Annotated in this window: 18 protein-coding genes and 1 riboswitch; of the genes, 13 read left to right on the forward strand and 5 right to left on the reverse strand. The window is 72.3% G+C overall.

Annotated features, from left to right (window positions below; all coding sequences use genetic code 11):
* The first annotated feature begins 18 nt into the window (after positions 1 to 18).
* From ACIBSW_RS28730 to ACIBSW_RS28755, 6 genes are read left to right on the forward strand one after another with little or no spacing between them, the layout of a single operon-like run.
* Positions 19 to 1,650 carry a hypothetical protein gene (locus tag ACIBSW_RS28730; protein ID WP_354718779.1) on the forward strand — a complete coding sequence of 544 codons (1,632 nt, stop codon included), beginning with the start codon at positions 19 to 21 and terminating at the stop codon, positions 1,648 to 1,650.
* Positions 1,650 to 2,564, forward strand: coding sequence for a glycosyltransferase family A protein (locus ACIBSW_RS28735; protein WP_354718778.1), 915 nt, complete (start codon positions 1,650 to 1,652; stop codon positions 2,562 to 2,564). The genes ACIBSW_RS28730 and ACIBSW_RS28735 overlap by 1 nt, the downstream gene beginning before the upstream one ends.
* 2 nt (positions 2,565 to 2,566) lie before the next feature.
* Positions 2,567 to 3,928, forward strand: coding sequence for an O-antigen ligase family protein (locus ACIBSW_RS28740; RefSeq protein WP_354718776.1), 1,362 nt, complete (start codon positions 2,567 to 2,569; stop codon positions 3,926 to 3,928).
* Positions 3,925 to 5,448 (forward strand): polysaccharide biosynthesis C-terminal domain-containing protein, encoded by a 1,524-nt coding sequence (locus tag ACIBSW_RS28745; RefSeq protein WP_354718774.1) that lies wholly within the window; start codon positions 3,925 to 3,927, stop codon positions 5,446 to 5,448. Before ACIBSW_RS28740 ends, ACIBSW_RS28745 begins: the two co-directional genes overlap by 4 nt.
* Before the next feature lie 30 nt (positions 5,449 to 5,478).
* A complete protein-coding gene (locus ACIBSW_RS28750; RefSeq protein WP_354718773.1) occupies positions 5,479 to 6,135 on the forward strand; it encodes a class I SAM-dependent methyltransferase in 657 nt (218 codons plus the stop codon).
* 13 nt (positions 6,136 to 6,148) lie between these two features.
* Positions 6,149 to 7,030, forward strand: a complete 882-nt coding sequence (locus ACIBSW_RS28755) for a sulfotransferase domain-containing protein (protein ID WP_354718955.1) — start codon at positions 6,149 to 6,151, stop codon at positions 7,028 to 7,030.
* Between the two features lie 12 nt (positions 7,031 to 7,042).
* Here the strand turns inward: ACIBSW_RS28755 and ACIBSW_RS28760 are convergent, their stop codons facing one another.
* Positions 7,043 to 7,642 carry a hypothetical protein gene (locus ACIBSW_RS28760; RefSeq protein ID WP_354718771.1) on the reverse strand — a complete coding sequence of 200 codons (600 nt, stop codon included), beginning with the start codon at positions 7,640 to 7,642 and terminating at the stop codon, positions 7,043 to 7,045.
* Positions 7,635 to 8,744, reverse strand: coding sequence for a PEP/pyruvate-binding domain-containing protein (locus ACIBSW_RS28765; RefSeq protein WP_354718953.1), 1,110 nt, complete (start codon positions 8,742 to 8,744; stop codon positions 7,635 to 7,637). The genes ACIBSW_RS28760 and ACIBSW_RS28765 overlap by 8 nt, the downstream gene beginning before the upstream one ends.
* Positions 8,745 to 8,831: 87 nt before the next feature.
* On the opposite strand from ACIBSW_RS28765, the gene ACIBSW_RS28770 reads away from it, so the two are divergent.
* The 5 genes from ACIBSW_RS28770 to ACIBSW_RS28790 all read left to right on the forward strand — a co-directional run bounded on the left by ACIBSW_RS28770 (position 8,832) and on the right by ACIBSW_RS28790 (position 12,157).
* Positions 8,832 to 9,458 carry a transcriptional regulator gene (locus ACIBSW_RS28770; RefSeq protein ID WP_354718770.1) on the forward strand — a complete coding sequence of 209 codons (627 nt, stop codon included), beginning with the start codon at positions 8,832 to 8,834 and terminating at the stop codon, positions 9,456 to 9,458.
* Between the two features lie 7 nt (positions 9,459 to 9,465).
* Entirely contained in the window at positions 9,466 to 10,068 is a 603-nt protein-coding gene (locus ACIBSW_RS28775) for a histidine phosphatase family protein (protein WP_354718768.1), read from the forward strand.
* Between the two features lie 63 nt (positions 10,069 to 10,131).
* Positions 10,132 to 10,656 (forward strand): SigE family RNA polymerase sigma factor, encoded by a 525-nt coding sequence (locus ACIBSW_RS28780; RefSeq protein WP_354718766.1) that lies wholly within the window; start codon positions 10,132 to 10,134, stop codon positions 10,654 to 10,656.
* Entirely contained in the window at positions 10,653 to 11,819 is a 1,167-nt protein-coding gene (locus tag ACIBSW_RS28785; RefSeq protein WP_354718764.1) for a hypothetical protein, read from the forward strand. Before ACIBSW_RS28780 ends, ACIBSW_RS28785 begins: the two co-directional genes overlap by 4 nt.
* A 92-nt stretch (positions 11,820 to 11,911) precedes the next feature.
* Entirely contained in the window at positions 11,912 to 12,157 is a 246-nt protein-coding gene (locus tag ACIBSW_RS28790; RefSeq protein ID WP_354718762.1) for a FitA-like ribbon-helix-helix domain-containing protein, read from the forward strand.
* A 103-nt stretch (positions 12,158 to 12,260) separates the two neighbouring features.
* Here the strand turns inward: ACIBSW_RS28790 and ACIBSW_RS28795 are convergent, their stop codons facing one another.
* Together ACIBSW_RS28795 and ACIBSW_RS28800 are read right to left on the reverse strand one after the other, a co-directional pair.
* Positions 12,261 to 13,445, reverse strand: coding sequence for a hypothetical protein (locus tag ACIBSW_RS28795; RefSeq protein WP_354718951.1), 1,185 nt, complete (start codon positions 13,443 to 13,445; stop codon positions 12,261 to 12,263).
* Positions 13,446 to 13,505: 60 nt separating this feature from the next.
* On the reverse strand, positions 13,506 to 14,891 hold the full coding sequence (locus ACIBSW_RS28800) for a family 16 glycosylhydrolase (RefSeq protein WP_354718760.1): 1,386 nt from the start codon (positions 14,889 to 14,891) through the stop codon (positions 13,506 to 13,508).
* 95 nt (positions 14,892 to 14,986) lie between these two features.
* On the opposite strand from ACIBSW_RS28800, the gene ACIBSW_RS28805 reads away from it, so the two are divergent.
* Positions 14,987 to 15,544 carry a hypothetical protein gene (locus tag ACIBSW_RS28805; protein ID WP_354718758.1) on the forward strand — a complete coding sequence of 186 codons (558 nt, stop codon included), beginning with the start codon at positions 14,987 to 14,989 and terminating at the stop codon, positions 15,542 to 15,544.
* Positions 15,505 to 16,332 (forward strand): hypothetical protein, encoded by an 828-nt coding sequence (locus ACIBSW_RS28810; RefSeq protein ID WP_404799489.1) that lies wholly within the window; start codon positions 15,505 to 15,507, stop codon positions 16,330 to 16,332. The genes ACIBSW_RS28805 and ACIBSW_RS28810 overlap by 40 nt, the downstream gene beginning before the upstream one ends.
* Before the next feature lie 246 nt (positions 16,333 to 16,578).
* On the opposite strand, the gene ACIBSW_RS28815 is transcribed toward ACIBSW_RS28810, so the two are convergent.
* On the reverse strand, positions 16,579 to 17,136 hold the full coding sequence (locus tag ACIBSW_RS28815; protein ID WP_354718755.1) for a TetR/AcrR family transcriptional regulator: 558 nt from the start codon (positions 17,134 to 17,136) through the stop codon (positions 16,579 to 16,581).
* A gap of 291 nt (positions 17,137 to 17,427) precedes the next feature.
* Positions 17,428 to 17,507: riboswitch (cyclic di-GMP riboswitch) on the forward strand.
* The last annotated feature ends 1 nt before the right edge of the window (position 17,508 follow it).

Raw genomic sequence — 17,508 nt, forward strand, 5'->3', positions numbered from 1 at the left:
GTCGGGGAGAGACGACTCATGGATGTGACTGATTCCGTCGCCGCGAGCCGGCAGCGGGTCATCGGCTTCGCGGATGTCGTACGGATTCCGCTGCGCCGCTGGCGGATCGTGCTGGCCGTCGCGGGCATTGTCACGCTCGTCGTGCTCGGATATCTCCTCTTCTTCCCGGCGACCTACCGGGCGACGACGGTCGTCGTTCTGCGCCCCGTGGTCACCGACCCGTTCACCCTGCCGTCCAGCGGCGCCGACCGGGCCATCAACATGACCGCCGAGAACGGCATCGCGCTCAGTAACGACGTCATCGACACGACCGCCCAGATCCTTCAGCAGGACTCGGAGGAGATCCGCGAGGCGCTCTCCATCGAGGTGCCCACCGGCGGCCAGGTGCTCCGTTTCCAGTTCGCGAGCGACACCGAGGACAGCGCGATCACCGGCGCGAACACCGCGGCGGAGACCTACCTGCGGGTCCGCGAGGACATCTACAAGCAGCAGCGGGCCGCGCTGATCCTGTCGTACGACAACACGATCAAGTCGGTGACCGCGCAGCGGCTCTCCGCGCAGAAGGACCTGCCCACGCAGCACAACAGCACGGATACCGCGTCCCCGCGTACGCAGGCGACGCTGGACCAGGTCAGCGCGCTCAACGACCAGATCGCCCAGCTCGCGAACGCGCGCGCCAAGGTGGCCTCGGCCGACCTGAGCCCCGGCTCGATCACCGCCGCGGCCCGCTCGCCGATCCCGTCCAGCCACGACGCCGCCGCGGTCTACCTGCTCGGCGCGGTGCTGGGCGGCCTGCTGCTCGGCGTGGTCGCCGCGCACGCCCGCGAGGCGCTGGACCGCCGGGTCCGCTCCATCGAGCAGGCCGCCGACCTGGTCGGCCTGCCCGCGCTCGGCGTGGTCCGGGCCGCCGGGCGCAACGACCACGACGACGCGGCGGCCGCCGACGCCCGCTACGTGTCGCTCGCGCTGCTCAAGTGGATCGACCGGCACCCGGACCGGGCGCTGGTCGTGCTCTCCAGCCGCAACGACGAGGGCCGCACCGTCGTGACCGGCAATCTCGCGGTCGCGCTCGCCGAGGCGGGCCAGGACGTCGTGCTGGCCGGCCCCCCGGCGAGCCAGGAGGAGCTCAAGCGGCTGCTGTTCTCGGCGCAGAAGCGCACCCCGCCGCGGCCCCGCAAGGCCGGTTCCGCGGCGCTGAACGGCTCGCCGGCGGCGGACCGGCTCGGCGGCACCGCGACGCGGGCACCCGCCGCGTCCACGCGCATGGCCCCGGCGCAGATGCGGGTGTCGGGTAACGACCCCGAGGCCACCCTGATCATGGAGGCCGTCCGGCAGCCGGCGGCGTCCGCGCCCGCGCCGGCGGCGCAGGGCAGGCCGGCGGCCGACCTCGAGAACCGGCTGATGGTGCTGATCGGCGCCGGCGTGGTGCGGCTCGTCGCGCTCGGCGAGGAGCCCGACAGCGGCGTCGTCGTGATCGACGCGCCGCCGTCCGACACCGACGAGCGGGGCGTACGCGCCGCGCAGGAGGGCGTCGCGGTCCTGGTCGTGGCCCGGGACCGGACCCGCAACGCCGAGCTGACCCGCCTCGTCGAGCGGCTGCGCTCGGCCGGCGCGCAGACGGTCGGCTTCGTTCTCACCGGGGGACGCTAGTGCGGCAGGACCATCCCGACGTCAGCGTCATCGTCGCCACCCGCGACCGCCCCGGGCTGCTGGAGCGGGCCGTGGCCGGCATCCTCGGCCAGGACTACCCCGGCCACGTCGAGTGCGTCGTGGTCTACGACCACGTCGACGTGCGCGAGCTGAACGTGCCGGTCGGGCCGAACCGGGCGCTGAAGCTGATCAACAACGGCCGCCGGCCGGGCCTGCCCGGCGGGCGCAACAGCGGCGTCGACGCGGCGACCGGCGAGCTGCTGGCGTTCTGCGACGACGACGACATCTGGCTGCCCGCCAAGCTCAGCCGGCAGGTGGAGCTGCTCGCCGACCCGGCGATCGGCGCGGTGAGCTGCGGGCTGCGGCTGCGCGGCCCCGGCATCGACAAGGAGCGCGTGCTCGACCGCGACCGCGTGGTCCTCGACGAGCTGCTCGCCGACCGGGTCATGGAGGTGCACTCCAGCACCATGCTGGTGCGGCGCTCGACCTGGGCCGCCGTCGGCGACGTCGACGAGGACATCCCGGGCGGCTACAGCGAGGACTACGAGTGGCTGCTGCGGGTCACCGCGCACACGCCGATCGCGGTGGTCCGGCAGGCGCTGGTCATCGTCGACTGGCACGGCGGCTCGTTCTACTTCGGCCGCTGGGCGACCATCGTGCAGGCGCAGCGCTACCTCATCGACAAGCACCCGGAGCTGGCCCGCAGCCGCCGCGGCATGGCCCGGCTGCGCGGGCAGATCGCGTTCGCGCTCGCCTCGGGCAACCGGCGGATGGAGGCGCTGCGCGAGCTCGCCGCCGTCGTGCGGCTCAACCCCACCGAGAAGCGGGTGCTGGTCACCGTACCGGTGATCCTGGGCCTGGCGACCGGCGAGCGGTTGCTGCGGATGGCGCAGAAGCGCGGCAAGGGGATCTGAGGTTGGCCCGGCCTGGACTGCGCGTCCGGCGGGTGCGGGCGACCGCGCCCGCCCGGGCCCGCGCGGTCGCGCCGGTCGAGCCCGGGGTTCTCGAGCCCGGCGCCTGGCTGATCCGTACGCCGATGCTGCCGGTGTGGCCGATCTTCGTGATGTTCGCTCTGATGCCGCTCTGGTGGGGACTCGGCGTCTTCTACTTCGCCTGGCCGTTCTTCGGGGTGCTGCTGCTGGCCCTGCTGACCGTCCGCGGCAGCGTCCGGCTGCCCACCGGCACGGTGTTCTGGCTGGTCTTCCTCGGCCTGGTGACGATCAGCGCCACCCTGCTCGACAAGGTCACCGCGTTGCTGGTGTACGGCCTGCGGCTGGGCCACCTGTGCACCGGCGTGCTGGTCGGGGTCTACGTCTACAACCTGATCCGCGACCGGACCCCGTGGACCCGGGTGGCCAATCCGCTGGCGTTCTTCTGGCTGGGCATGGTGGCGCTGGGCTGGCTCGGCGTGCTGCTGCCCCAGTTCAGCTTTCCGAGCCCGTTCGAGCTCGCGCTGCCGCACAGCGTCGCCTCCGAGCGCTACATCCTGGCCGTGACACACCTGGATGTCACCGAGTTCAACCCGCTGAGCGAGAACCCGATCTACCGGCCGTCCGCGCCGTACCCGTACACGAACAACTGGGGCACCGCGTACTGCTTCCTGGTGCCGTTCGTGCTGGCGTACCTGATGTCGGTGCGCCGCGGGAAGATGCGCACGGTCCTGCTCGTGTCGCTGCCGCTGTCTCTGGTCCCGGCGTTCATGACGCTGAACCGCGGCATGTTCATCGGGCTCGGTGCCGGCGTCGTCTACCTGCTCGGCCGGGAGGCGCTGCGCGGCCGGATCCGGATGCTGGTGCCGGTCGTCGGCATCGCCTTGATCGGGTGGATCGTGATGCTCTTCATCCCGGTCTTCGAGATGATCAACAACCGGACCTCCTCGACCGACACCAACAAGGACCGCTTCGACCTGTACGCACAGACGTGGACCGCGGTGCTGCACTCGCCGCTGCTGGGCTACGGACAGCCGACGTCGGTGGACACCACGCACGCCGCCGAGCCGCTGGGCACCCAGGGCATGATCTGGCAACTGCTCTTCAGTCACGGAATCCCCGCGACGTGCTGCTTCTACCTGCTCCTCGTGGTCATCGGCCGTCGTCTGACCGCGGCCGTCAGCCCCGCCGGCCTCTGGCTCAGCGCGCTGCCTGTGATCGCCGTGGTGGTGACGCCGTTCTACTCGTACATCGATCCGAACATGTCCGTGTTGTGCTTCGCCCTGGCCCTGGGACTGGCCGCGCTGGACGGACCGGTCAACCGGCAGGCCAAGGAGCCGATCACATGAGCACCGTCGCGAGGCCCGCGGACATCGAGTCGCGGCGCAGCGCGCGCAGCGGCGCGATCGGCCTGCTCGGCGCCGCCGTGAACGGGGCCTGCGGATTCGTGCTCACCGCCGTGATCGTGCGCGTCTTCGGCCCGGCCGAGTCGGGCGCGTTCTTCACCGCCGTCGGAATCGTCAGCATCGTCGGCCCGCTGTGCTGCCTCGGCGCCGACACCGGCCTCGTGTGGGCGCTGCCCCGGCGCACCCTGGGCCCGGCCGGCGACGCCGCCCGGCTGCTGCCCCTCGCCCTGGTCCCGACGGCCGCCGTGGCCGTCGCCGTCGCGGCGGCCGGCTGGATCGGTGCTCCCGCGCTCGCCGCGGCACTGCTCGACGGCGGGCCGGACGGTACGACCCTGGTCCGGCTCGCCTGCGTGGGCATACCGGTGTTCGTCATCGCGACCGTGCTGGTCAGCGGGGTCCGTGCGACCCGCGCGGTCGGTGCCTATGTCGGTCTGCAACTGGTCGCCGTGCCGATCTCCCGGCCGCTGCTCATCGGCGCGGTCGCCGCCGGCGCCGGGTCCGCCGTCCTGGGCTTCGCGGGCTGGCTGCTGCCCCTCGCGGTCGCCGCCGTGGCGGCCGCCGTGCTCCTGGTCGGCCCGCTCGGCCTGCGCCGGGGTGCCGGCCTGCGGCCGTCCACCGCGGACCGCCGGCTGTTCTGGTCGTTCGCCCTGCCGCGCGCCCTGTCGACGGCGATCGACGCGAGCAGCATGTGGGTCGGCGTGCTGCTCACCTCCGCGCTGGCCGGTCAGGCGGAGGCGGGGGTCTTCGGTGCCGTGGGTCGCTACGCCCTCGCCGGACTGCTGATCATGCAGGGCCTGCGGGTCGCCGTCGCACCGCAGCTGTCGCGGCTGCTGGGCGCGGAACGGCGGCGGGAGGCGGCGCAGATCTACCGGCGCACGACGTTGTGGATCGTGCTGCTGTCCTGGCCCGCCTATCTGCTGCTGGCGGCCTTCGCCCCCGCCTTCCTCACCCTGTTCGGCGCCGGGTTCGCCGGTGGATCCGCGCCGATGGTGGTGCTGGCCGCCGCGATGCTCGTCAACGTCGGCGTCGGACTGGTGCAGACCGTGCTGCTCATGAGTGGCAACAGCCGGGGCCACCTGCTCGCCACGATGGCCGGCCTCGCGGTGAACGTGATTCTCTGCTTCGTGCTCATCCCGGGTCACGGCGCGCTGGGTGCGGCGATCGCCTGGTCTCTCGGGATCGTCTGCGAGAACGTGATCGCCGCGGGCCTCGCCCGGAGCGCGCTCGGCGAGCCGCTCTTCGGCCGTGCCCTGGTGGGCACCGCGCTCGCCGTGGCGGCGGTGACCTGTCTTGCTTCCGCCGCCGGCGTTCTCGCGGGCGGACGGGGGCCGGCCGGCCTGGGTGTCGCGCTCGCGGTCCTCGCCCTCGGCGCGATCGCCTCGCTCGGCAGCGGACGGGTCCGCCTCGCGCTCAAGGACCTCCGGGCCCAGCTCGGACCCGGCCCGGCAAACCGTAGTAATTAAACCCCTTCCTGCTAGGAGTACCCTGCCGCGATGGACCTTCATTCCCTGCGTTGGCGCTTGGTCGACCGGCCCGATTCCTGGGGCGCGAAACGCCGGGAAGCGCGATCGCGGTGGCTGGCGGAGACCTTTCCAAATCTGTCCGACATGTCCGTTGTGGACCTGGGTGGCCGGGTCGGTTTCTGGCGCCGGCTCCCGGTGCGGCCCAAGCACGTGCACGTCGTGAACCTCGAACCGGCCCCGGCGGACCTGCCGGAGTGGGTCGAGGTGGACCACGGCGACGCCTGCGCCCTGCCGGCCGAGATCGCCGCCCGGCGCTACGACCTGGTGTTCAGCAACTCGGTCATCGAGCACGTCGGCGGTCACGAGCGCCGGCTGCGCTTCGCCGAGGCGGTGCACGCGCTGGCGCCGGCGTACTGGGTGCAGACGCCGTACCGCTACTTCCCGATCGAGCCGCACTGGATAGCGCCCGGAATGCAGTTCCTGCCGGTGATCGCGCGCCGAGAGGTGGCCCGCAAATGGCCGCTGGCCTACACCCCCGGCCGCACCCGCGAGGAGGCGCTGTCCCGCGTGCTGTGGACGGAACTGGTGGACAAGACACAGATGCGCGCCTACTTCCCGGACGCCGTTCTGCGTTCGGAGAAGGTCATGGGCCTCACTAAGTCCCTTATCGCCTATAAGACGGCTTGAGGCCGTCGTGACCGTGAAGGACCGGATCAAGAGCGTCGCACCGCGGGCCGCCACGGAAGGGGTCCGGGAGCTGATGGTCCGCTACGGCGAGCGGACCAGCGACCGGCGGCCGCTGCCCGACTTCCTGGTGATCGGTACGAAGCGCGGCGGCACGACGTCGCTGTGGCGCTACCTGATCCAGCACCCCCTGGTGCCGCGGCTCTTCCCCGCGTGGAACACGAAGACCTCGCACTACTTCGAGGAGAACTGGCCGCGCGGCGAGGCGTGGTACCGCTCGCACTTCCCGACGCGGCGGCAGCGGGCGGCGCTGGAACGCAAGCACGGCGCGCCGCCGAAGGTCGGCGAGGCCGCGCCGCTGTACATGTTCCATCCGCTGGTGCCGGCCCGGGTGGCCGAGCTGATGCCGCAGGCCCGGATGATCGTGCTGCTGCGCGACCCGGTCGAGCGGGCGTACTCGCACTGGAAGGAGCGGCGCACCGAGGGTGCCGAGCCGCTCGACTTCGCCGCGGCGCTGGCCGCCGAGGAGTCCCGGACGGCGGGGGAGCGGGACCGGCTGCTCGCCGACGAGAACTACCACAGCGAGGCGTACGACTGGTACTCCTACCGGGCCCGGGGCCGCTACCTGGAGCACCTGACGCCCTGGCTGGACCACTTCGACCGGGGTCAGCTGCTCTTCGTCGCCAGCGAGACGCTGTACCGGGAGCCGGCCGCCACCTATGCGCGGATCCTGGAGTTCATCGGGCTGCCGCCGTACCAGTTGCCGGCGTACGACGTCTTCAACGACCGGCCCAGCGCGGGCATGGACGACGCCGTCCGGGCCGAGCTGACGGCCTACTACCGGCCGCACAACGCGGCGCTCGCCGACCGCCTGGGCATGTCCTTCGACTGGTCCTGACGGCCCGGGCCCTCATCCCGTGCGATCGCAGGGTCGGGTGTCGGCGGGCGGGCAGACGGTGATGGTGACGTCGAATGTCCTGCGGTAGGTGATGCCGGACGTGCGATAGCGGACGGCAATGCCGTCGATGGTGGTGGGCCTGTCGGGTACGGGCAGTTCGTACAGCACCTCGACGCTGCCGTCCTCGTCGTGCGGGGGAACGGTGAAGCCTTTCACCGGGTGCTTGCGCGGCAGCTTCCAGGTGTTCGGCAGCGGCAGCTGATATGCGCTGACCGAGCCGGTGTCGAGCAGCGCGACACGCGTCTCGTCCCAGATGTACGGACCGGCCGACGGGGCGATCCTCCCCGGGTTGTCGGCGAGGGTCACCGTTTCCAGGACTATGTCGTGTCCGGTCGGGTTGTGCAGTACGAGCGATCCCCACAGCAGGCCGGTGTCGGCTGGTCTCAGCGGCGCCCACAACTCCTCGAAATCGGTGCCCTCGAGAGGGCCGGCGCGCATCGGCGCGCCGGGCAGCCTGCCGAGGATCCACAGGCCGCCGACCGCCGCGATGACGACGGCGATCGACGCGCCGACGATCCGGCGGGCATTCATGCAGTTCAGCGCGTTAGCCATGGCGGAGCGCGACCCGGCCGGTGCTGCCGTTCACCTCGAGTGGCACGCCGTCCGGCAGGGTCGTCGTCGCGGCCGGGATCGCCAGGACGGCCGGCAGGCCCAGCTCGCGGGCCACGATCGCGGCGTGTGAGAGCAGGCCGCCGGTCTCGGTGACGACCGCGGCGACGACCCCGAACAGCGGGGTCCAGGCCGGGTCCGTGGTCCGGCACACCAGCACGTCGCCGGGCCGGACGCGGGCGAAGTCGGCGGGGCCGTGCACCACGCGCGCCGGTCCGGTGGCGGTTCCCGGGCTTCCCGGCGTACCGGTGAATGCGCTGTCGTCGTCGGCGGCGGGTGCCGCCGCGGCCGGCAGGGCGCTGGTGACCGGCCGGGCCTGCAGGATCCAGATCCGGGAATCGGCGATCGCCCATTCGATGTCCTGCGGTCCGCCGAGCAGCTCGGAGATCCGCCGGCCGAGCACCGCGAGCCGGGTGACCTCGTCGTCGGTGAGGCAGAAGCGGTCGCGGTCGGCCGGCGCCACCTCGCGGGTGACGGCGCGGTCGATCCGGGTCTGCTTCGTGCCGAGCGCCCGGCGGGTGATGTCGTCGCCGGTGACCGTCCAGGAGTCCGGCGTGACGCGGCCGCCGACGACGCTCTCGCCGAGCCCCCAGGACGCCTCGAGCCGGATGTCGTCGCCGGTGAACATCACCCCGGCGACGTCGGCGTCGATCAGGCGCTGCACCAGCACGGCGATCGTCGGCGACGCCGTGTCTCCGCGCCGGCGCCGGTACTCGACGGCCCGCTCGGACCACAGCGAGGCCCAGCAGCCGCGCACGGCCTCGGCCACCTCATCCGGGCCGCGTACGCCGAGGAAGGTGTCGTGCTGCCCCGCGGCGGTGGCGTCGGCGGTGTCCTCGCCGGAGGCCGACGAGCGCACGGCGACATATCCGCCGCCGATCCGCGGCAGCGCCCGGCCGATCTCCTCGACCAGCTCGGCCGATTGCTCGTACGCGGTGGTCGGCACGACCAAGCCGGGCGGCACCGGCAGGCCCGCCTTCAGGAGCCGGGCGAGCACGGCGGCCTTGCCGCCCGACGTCGCGGTTTCAGCGTCGGCCAGGTCCACCAGCAACCGCTTCTCCCCTCACCTGATATGCGTGGATTATGCATGGCGCGTTGACGCCCGCCCGCGCGAGCCTGAATGCTCTCTGCCATGACACACGCCTCACCGCCGGATCTGTCCGTCCTGCACGCCGTGCGGGTGAAGGGTATGGCCGACGACGCGGCGGTCGCCCTGCGCACCGGCCTGGACCTGGACACCACCACCGAGCTGCTCGAGGACTTCGAGGCGTACGGGTGGGTGACCCGCGCCGAGTTCGGCGGCACCGCCGGGTGGACGCTCACCGAGCGTGGCCGCGCCGAGGACGCCCGCAAGCTCGGCGAGGAGCTCGACCAGACCGGCGCCCGGACCGCCGTCGAGCAGGCGCACAAGGAGTTCGAGGTCCTGAACGGCCGGCTGGTGAAGGCCTGCACCGACTGGCAGCTGCGCCCGGCCGAGGGCAACCGGCTGGCGTCCAACGACCACAGCGACCCGCAGTGGGACGGCCGGGTCCTCGACGAGCTCACCGCGATCGGCGGCGAGCTCACCGGGCTGATCGGCGGGCTCACCGGCGTGCTGATCCGGTTCGACGGCTACCACGAGCGGTTCGAGACCGCACTGGCCCGCGCCCGCGCGGGGGAGGGCCAGTGGGTGACCGGGGTCGGCGTCGCGTCCTGCCACTCCGTGTGGATGGAGCTGCACGAGGACCTGTTGTCGACGCTCGGCCTCCAGCGCCGGTAGGGCCGGCATGGGCACACGGCATCTCTATCTGGCGAGGCACGGCGCGGCGGACGCCTTCGGCGAACTGACCCCCGCGGGGTACGAACAGGCCGGACTGCTCGCCCGGCGGCTCGCCGGGCTGCCGATCGACGCGGTGTGGCACTCGATGCTGCCGCGCGCCGCCGCGAGCGCGCGCGAACTCGCCCGGCACCTGCCGGACGTGCCGGTGGCGGAGGCCGCCGAGCTGATCGACCACGTGCCGTACGTGCCGGGCCCGGACGAGATGCCCCGGGCCTGGGCCGGCTTCTTCGACGGCTTCGACGAAGACGAGGCGGCGGCGGGCCGGCGAACCGCGGACGCCCTGGTGGCGCGCTTCGCCAAGGCCCCCGAGCGGACCGCGCCCGACTCGCACGAGGTGCTGATCACCCACGCGTACCCGATCGCGTGGCTGGTGCGCGACGCGCTGGAGGCGCCGCTAACCCGCTGGCTCGGGCTGGACAGCGCGAACACGGGACTCACCGTGATCGAGTACCGTCCCGGGCTGGCGCCGACCCTGGTGATGTTCAACGACCTCGGCCACGTGACCGGCGACCTGCGCTGGACCGGATTCCGGGCGGCCCCGCGCCCCTGAGGATGCAACCTTTTCCCCGGCCGGCTCCGACAGGAAGACGACAACGGGTGAGAAGGGAGCAGGATGCGGCCCGACCTTGAACGGGAGTACGTCGACTACGTGACGGCGCGGTTACCCCGCTTACATCGCACGGCGTATCTACTCTGCGCCGACACGTTCGCGGCGGACGACATCGTGCAGGCGACGCTCACGGCGCTCTACGTGAGCTGGAAGCGCGCCAGTGTCGCGGAGAACCTCGACGGCTACGTGCACCGGATCATGATGCGGCGCTACCTCGACGAACGGCGGCGCCGGTGGTCGAAGGTGCTGCTCGGCGACCGCGTGCCGGACCTGGCCGCCGCCGCCGAATACGCCACCGAGGAGCGGGACGAGCTGGTGACGGCGCTGCGGTCGCTGCCCAAGGGGCAGCGGGCCGTCGTGGTGCTGCGCTACTTCGGCGACCTGTCGGTCGAGGCGACCGCGGAGGCCCTCGGGTGCTCGGCCGGCAACGTCAAGAGCCAGTGCTCGCGCGGCCTCGCCGCGCTGCGCACGGCGATGGACGCGGGGCCTCAGGTTGCGACCGCAGAGACAGCGAGGAACAGGTCATGAACGAGGAACAGCTGCGGGACCGGCTCGCGGCGGTCGACGTGCCGCCGAGCCGCTTGGAGATGGACGCGCTGGTCCGCGCCGGGCGCCGCCGTGCCTTTCGCCGCCGCGCGGCGCAGGCGACGGGTAGTACGGCGCTGGTCGCCGGTGTGCTGCTGGCGGTGCCGCTGATGGTCACCCGGACGCAGTCGCAGCCGGCGGTGCGTGCGGACGCGAGCCCGGCCGCCACCTCGGCGCCGGCGGCGGCCGTCCCGGCCGTCCGGTGCCGGATGACGGAGCTGCCCGTGCCGCCCGGCATGCGGGACGCCACGGCCGCGGCGGTGGACCCGACCGGCCGGTACATCGTCGGCAACGACACCGTCAAACAGGACTTCCGGCCCATCCTGTGGACCGACGGGCGGCCGCGGGCGCTGCCGGTGCCCGGCAAGTCGGTGCAGGCGAACGCGGTCAACGCCAGCGGCGTCGTGGTCGGCCTCGTGGAGGACGGGCGGCAGGAGTACGTCTTCCGGTACGAGAACGGCGCATACACGCGGCTGGAGACGCCGGCGGGCAGCTGGCACGTCTATCCGTACCCGGCGATCAACGCGGCCGGGGACATCGTCATCAACGCGGAGCCGAGCGGCAACATCGAGGGCAAGGACAGCATCATCCTGCTCTGGAAGGCGGGCACGACGATGGCGGTCCGGCTGCCGGTGACGACCGAGGCCAACTCGCACGACATCACCGACGACGGCACGATCGTCGGCGGGATGTACAAGAACGGCTCCGCCACCACGCCGTACGCCTGGGACCAGAAGGGCAAAGGCAGGAAGCTGGAGCTGCCGGCCGGCCAGGTCGGCACCCTCTACGCGGCGCAGGGCAAGTGGGCGACCGGCGGCCTGTGGCCGTCCATGACCCCGGGGCTGTGGAACCTCGAGACCGGCGAGGTGACGATGCTGGGCAAGCCCGAGAAGGGGAAAGAGGGCATCGGGCCGGGAACCGCGGTCAACGCCTCCGGCTGGGTCGTCGCGGGCGGCACGGTGGTGCGTGACGGCGCCGTCGTCGAGCTTGAGGTCCCCCGCGGTCAGACCGGCAACGCGCAGGACGTCTCCGACGCCGGGCTGGTCGTGGGGCAGGCGACGAACAGCGACAACGAGAACCGCGGCCCACGCCTCTGGCGCTGCTGACCCGTGTACGCGCACCCTCAAGGCGGCGGACCGCCACCGAGGGTGCGCGTGCCTAGCATCGCTATCAGGCCTAGCAACGAGGAGATGAGGCGATGGCGGCCCTCAGCATTCGAGATCTGGATGACTCCGTCAAAGAGAAGCTGCGTCTCCGGGCCGCTCGGCACGGCCGTTCCATGGAGGTCGAGATTCGCATGATCCTCATTGCGGCAGCCGCCGAGGAACGCCCGGGATGCGACCTCTTCAGCGCACTGGCCGAGCGTTTCGCGCAGATGGCCGGCGTGGACCTCGACGTGCCGGCCAGGACCACCTCACCCCGAGCGGCGGACTTCGGCGAGTGATGATCGTCCTCGACGTTGTCTCCGAGCTCTGCGGGCACCTCCAGGCGGCGCCTCGTACGACCTGAAGTCTCGCGCAGGACTCGAACCGCAGATCCGCGCTCAGCTAGGCGTTCTGCCGCTGGTCGAGGACGTCGAGGAGGGCGGGGTGCAGCTTCGGGTTCCAGCCGGCGCCGCCGCCCGACAGCTCGTAGGTGCGCAGCCAGAGCTCGACCAGGTACGCGTCGGCGACGAACCGCTGCCGGGCCGCGTCCAGGCCCAGCGCCGGGCCGTGCCGGCGCAGCGCCTCGTCGACGGCCGTGGCGCACTCGGCCGCGGGTCGCCCGTGCGTCGACAATGCGGTCTGGAACGCCTGGTGCGCCAGGTCGAAGCCGACGGGCACGCCGGGCGCGCTGTTCTCCCAGTCCCAGACCAGCAGGCGGCGGCCGTGCCGGGCCATGTTCCACGGCACCCAGTCGCCGTGCCAGTCGCCGAACTCGAGCTCCAGGTCCGGGTCCAGCCGGGCGATGGCGGCGTGAATGCGGGGGTCGCCGCCCTCGGCCCGGCCGAGCCAGCCCGCGACCAGGTCGCGCGCCGGCCGCGGCGGCGCCGGCGGGCCACCGCGCCGGGCGACGGCCAGCATCGCCGCGAGGCGCGGGCGGCCGGGCCGGCGGATGCGGCGCACGCGGCGCGGCATCGGCTCGATGACGGCGATCTCGCGGCCGTTCCACCGGGTGTGCAGCATCAGCCGCGGCGCGGGCGGAAAACCGTTGCCCTCCGGCAGGTCGGCGAGGGTCGCGGCCTCCGCCCGGACCATCGCCCGGGTGCCGTCGTTCCAGCCGATCTTCGCGTACCCCCGGGGGCGCCCGGCGCCGTCGAAGAGCTGGAGGGTCGGCTTGTGGTGCGGGTCCGGCGGCCGGATCCCGATGGCCGCGTGCAGCTCCGGCTCGCCCAGTTCGCCGGCGAGGAACCCGGCGAGCAGCGTTGCGGGCGGTTCGGCGTACACGGAAAGGATCGGGGCCCGGGTCAGGCCGAGCGCGCCGGCGCGGGCGAGGAGGCCGACCGCCGCCCGGCCGGCGCGCACCTTGGGCGGGCGCAGCGCGTTGTAGGCGAGCAGCGACGCCGCCGTCACCCGGCGGGACGCCAGCGGGAGCAGGAACCGGGCGTCGTCGAGCGACGGGATGACCGCGTACCGGACGGTGGCCGCCGGATCGTCGCCGACCGCGACCCGGACGCCGGGGTCGCCGAAGATGGCCCGGGTGACCCACCCGAGGCCGTCCTGGCGCTCGCGCGGGTCCGCCTCGGTGACCAGTGGGTCCGGCGGCCTGCGCTGGCCCGGGATCGACGCCTGTCTCGACTCGCTCAGCACGGCCTAGACGATAGGCCGTTGGTACACGCGGACGTAATCGACGACGAAGTCCGCCGGGAAGCTCGTGCTCGCGTCCGGGTCGCCCAGCCAGCCGCCGACCTGGAAGTTCAGCCGCAGGTTGTAGGGCTTGTTGAACGCCTTGTCGTACCAGGGCGTGGTGGTGCGGTCCCGGGTCCAGAGCAGCTTGCCGTCGATGTACCACCTCAGCGCATTGGCGTCCCATTCGGTGGCGTATGTGTGGTATCCGTCGCCCGGATAGCCGCCGCCGGGAACGGCGAGCCGGGTGTCCTGCTTGACCGGGCTGTAGTCCCAGAAGATCCCCGCGGTGGACTGGGCATACCAGGCGGCGCCGCCGGGCAGCTCCGTGACGTCGATCTCGCCGTTGCCGCTGTCGTCGGGCCGCAGCCAGAACGCGGGCCACAGGCCGGTCGAGGTCTCCGGCTTGTTCGGCGACTTGGCCCGGATCTCGAACCGGCCGTACGTGAACGAGGCCTTGCCCCTGGTGTCCAGGTAGGACTGGGTGTATTGCCGGGTTTGCGAGCTGCAGTACGAGGTCTCCCGCAGCGCACGCAGCGTCAGCTTCCCATCGCTGACGAACGTGTTCCGCGGATGGTCGACGTTGCAGCCCAGATCGATGCTGCGGCCTTCGGGGCCGCGCAGGTTCCACTTCGAGGTGTCGAGGACACCGGAGGCGAACTCGTCGCCCCAGACCAACCGCCAACGCTCGGGCGCGGAGGTGGTCGGCCCGGCCGTCGTGGCGCTGGTCGTCGTCGCAGACGGCTTGGTCCCCGTCTCGTAGGACAGGACCAGCTCCGGGTGCAGGCCCTCCTTCGAGTTCTCCCGCGACGCCCAGTAGATCCGGGTGTTGAGGCTCTCCTGTGTCAGCGCGAACGTGTACGTGCCGTTGCGCCGCACCGAGCCCGAGACGTCGAACTCGTTGAAGCCCTTCGTGACCCGGTCGACGGCCGGCCCGCCGAAGGCGGCGGCCGCGAGCTTGGCCGGGCTGTCCGCGGCGCTCAGGTCGCCCGGCACGGTCCGGGCCAGCACGCGGGCGGCGAGGTTCTGCCACGCGTAGACCCGCAGCCTCGCCCGCACGTTGACCGCGTCGGCCGGCAGCCGGTCGACGGAGAACTGAAGCGTCGCGTCCCGGCGGCCGTTCGGGTTGCCGTCACACATCGTCGGGCAGCTCGACAGCGTCGTCTTGGCGGCGTTGTCGCCGTCCTGCGGCACCTGACTGACGGTGGTGTCGGCGACCGGCCGCAGCGTCAGCCCGTCGTCGTCATCGCCGGCGACGACGGGCACGAGGGTCGTCGCCATCACCATCGCCGCAACCGCGACGATCAGCGTCAGCGACCCCCACCGCGGCACATTCGGCCCGCGCAACGTCACGTGTCTCCGTCCGTTGTAGCTGGTCGGATGGCAGAGCGTAGCGGGAATCCCCGCCGTCAACAATGTCGGTGGGCTGGGGTTCCTAGGCTGACGCCGTGCCCCGCAGAATCCTCGCCGTCGTGGTCACCCTGGTCGCCCTCCTGGCGGCCGGTCGCCTGGTCACGCCCGCGGACCGCACCGGGGTACGCGGCCAGCTCGCGTTCCTGCGCGCCGAGCTGGACGACGGCGCCGCCGAGCAGGCGCAGGAGATGTTCCCCGAGGGCTACCTCTTCCTGTACGCGCTGTACGGCCTCGCCCAGGTCGAGCGCGGGCAGGTGACCGAGGCGCGCTGGGCCCTGTCCCGCCTCGAGACGCCCGCCGGCCGTTCGTCTTTCAGTGCCTCGCTGACACCGCCGTACGGGGTCTTCTACCAGGGCTGGACCAACTGGCTGCGCGGCGGCGTGCTCTCGCTGCGGCCGGATCCGGCGCTGCGGCGCGACTTCGAGGCCGCGTCGGCGGCCCTGGCGGCCGCCTTCGACGCGTCACCGACGCCGTACCTCGCGGCCTACCCCGCCAGGCCTGGCCGGTCGACTCGACGGTCGCGATCGCCTCGCTGCGCCTGCACGACAAGCTGTTGCCGCCCCGGTACGCCGGCACGGTCGACCGCTGGCTGACCGGCGTCCGGCAGCGGCTCGACCCGGCGACGGGCCTGCTGCCGCACACCGTCGACCCGGCGACCGGCGCGCCGACCTCGGTGGCCCGGGGCACCTCGCAGAGCATCATCCAGCGCTTCCTGGTCGACATCGACCCGGCGTTCGCGCGGTCGCAGTACCTGCGCTTCCGGTCCCTGTTCGTGGTGCAGCCGCTGCGCCTGGGCCCGGCGGTCCGGGAGTACCCGGTGGGCACCGACGGCCCGGCCGACGTGGACTCGGGGCCGCTGCCGCTCGGGGTGAGCCTGTCGGCGACCGCGGTGACCCTCGGCGCGGCGTCGGTCGCGGGGGACCTGCAGCTGGCCGGGGCGCTCGCGAACTACGGGGAGTTGGTAGGGGTACCCGTGTCGACGCCGTGGTCCAAGCGCTATGCCGCCGGGGTGCTGCCGATCGGTGACGCCTTCGTGGCGTGGTCGAAGACCGCGCGGCCGTGGGTCTCGGCCGCGCAGCCGCCGCCGTCGCCGGGGCTCACGCGGTGGTGGCGGCTGCCGTTCCTCGCGGCGCTGGCGCTCGCCGTGCTGCTCGCCTGGCTGCCGCTCATCCGCCGGCGGGCGTCAGCCGGTGCCGGCGGTGCCTCAGTTGGTGCCGGCGGCGACGAGGCCGATGCCCGCCGCGGCCAGGCCGGTGACGAGCAGGGCGGCGCCGGTCCAGAGCAGTGCGATGAACCGGTTGGGGCGCTGGGGGTCGCGGCCGGCCACGGAGAGGAAGAAGCCGCCGGGCATGAGGATCGCGGCGGCCAGCACGCCCAGTGAGAGCGCCTGCCAGAGCTGGGCGACGTCGTTGAGCTGGGTGAGCTGCAGGACGAGCAGGCCGAGGATGACCAGCACGCCGGCGTGTGCGTGGCCGGCCCGGAAGAAGCGCTGCTGGAGCTCGTTGGCGGGCACGCTGCCGCGGGCCACCTTCAGCAGGAACGTGCCGCCGTAGGCGATGCCGACGACCGACAGCAGCACGACGCCGGCGATGATCTGGTGGACGTTGTCTAGCATCTCGGGGGGTCCTTACCTCAAGGGGTTGAACTGGGACAGCGCCCGCCGGGCCAGAGCCTCGACGTCGACGGTCTGATTCAGGGCGCCCGCCAGGGAACCGTTGAGGGCGAGCGTGGCGATGCCGTGCACGACGCCCCAGGCGGCGACCTCGGCCGCGATGGGGTCGGCGGCGCCGAGTGCGCGCACGCCGTCGCGCAGGGGTGCAAAAGACTCCGAACGCGCGGAAATCAGCTCCGGGTCCTCGTTATCGAGCAGGTCGGAGCGAAACATCACGGCGAAGTGACCGGGATTCGCGAGGGCGAATCGGACATAAGTGACGCCGACCTCAATAAATCCGCCTGTCGTCGCGGAGCTGCGTAACTGCTCGGCGAGCATGAGATTGCCTTGCACGGCGAGCGTATTGAGCACACCCTCGCGGCTGCCGAAATGGCGCCGGAAAGCGGTATGACTGACGCCGATCTCGGCGGCGAGAGCACGCAGGCTGAGCGCGCCGACGCCGTCGCGGGCAATCACCGAGACGGCGCCGGCGAGGATCGCGTCGCGCAGATTCCCGTGGTGATAACCGGCCATGCGCTGAAGTTACCAGCGGATACTTCTCACTGTCAAGATTGATGGGCGCCTACGCGCGTGAACCGATTTCCGCAGTTTGGGCGCTTGTCGCCCCGTGATCGTGTTAAGAGTAAATCACCACAAGACCGCGTGGTCGGGGCTAAGCGGCCTAAAAGTCCAATTCACCAACAGTCCGGCAATTCGCTGGTTACAGTACGGACGGCGCAGCTCCCCAATGCGAGCTTTGTCCCCGCGATGGGTGCCCGCGCCGACCGGCCGAAAAGTCCGGTGCACGACCAGCCGTCGCGTGCGGCACCGAAAAGGCAAACCCGCCGAAAGGCGGGGACGCAAAGCCAGGGACCTCCCGGATGGGAGGCGGCCCAGCCGCCGAAG

Source organism: Actinoplanes sp. NPDC049668 (assembly GCF_044465445.1).
Classification (GTDB): domain Bacteria; phylum Actinomycetota; class Actinomycetes; order Mycobacteriales; family Micromonosporaceae; genus Actinoplanes.

What these genes read in the sequence shown, in the direction of transcription:
- ACIBSW_RS28750 (WP_354718773.1), top strand. Translation starts at nt 5,479, where the DNA reads ATGGACCTTCATTCCCTGCGTTGGCGCTTGGTCGACCGGCCCGATTCC.
- ACIBSW_RS28775 (WP_354718768.1), top strand. Translation starts at nt 9,466, where the DNA reads ATGGGCACACGGCATCTCTATCTGGCGAGGCACGGCGCGGCGGACGCC.
- ACIBSW_RS28730 (WP_354718779.1), top strand. Translation starts at nt 19, where the DNA reads ATGGATGTGACTGATTCCGTCGCCGCGAGCCGGCAGCGGGTCATCGGC.
- ACIBSW_RS28745 (WP_354718774.1), top strand. Translation starts at nt 3,925, where the DNA reads ATGAGCACCGTCGCGAGGCCCGCGGACATCGAGTCGCGGCGCAGCGCG.
- ACIBSW_RS28780 (WP_354718766.1), top strand. Translation starts at nt 10,132, where the DNA reads ATGCGGCCCGACCTTGAACGGGAGTACGTCGACTACGTGACGGCGCGG.
- ACIBSW_RS28770 (WP_354718770.1), top strand. Translation starts at nt 8,832, where the DNA reads ATGACACACGCCTCACCGCCGGATCTGTCCGTCCTGCACGCCGTGCGG.
- ACIBSW_RS28815 (WP_354718755.1), bottom strand. Translation starts at nt 17,136, where the DNA reads ATGGCCGGTTATCACCACGGGAATCTGCGCGACGCGATCCTCGCCGGC.
- ACIBSW_RS28790 (WP_354718762.1), top strand. Translation starts at nt 11,912, where the DNA reads ATGGCGGCCCTCAGCATTCGAGATCTGGATGACTCCGTCAAAGAGAAG.
- ACIBSW_RS28785 (WP_354718764.1), top strand. Translation starts at nt 10,653, where the DNA reads ATGAACGAGGAACAGCTGCGGGACCGGCTCGCGGCGGTCGACGTGCCG.
- ACIBSW_RS28760 (WP_354718771.1), bottom strand. Translation starts at nt 7,642, where the DNA reads ATGGCTAACGCGCTGAACTGCATGAATGCCCGCCGGATCGTCGGCGCG.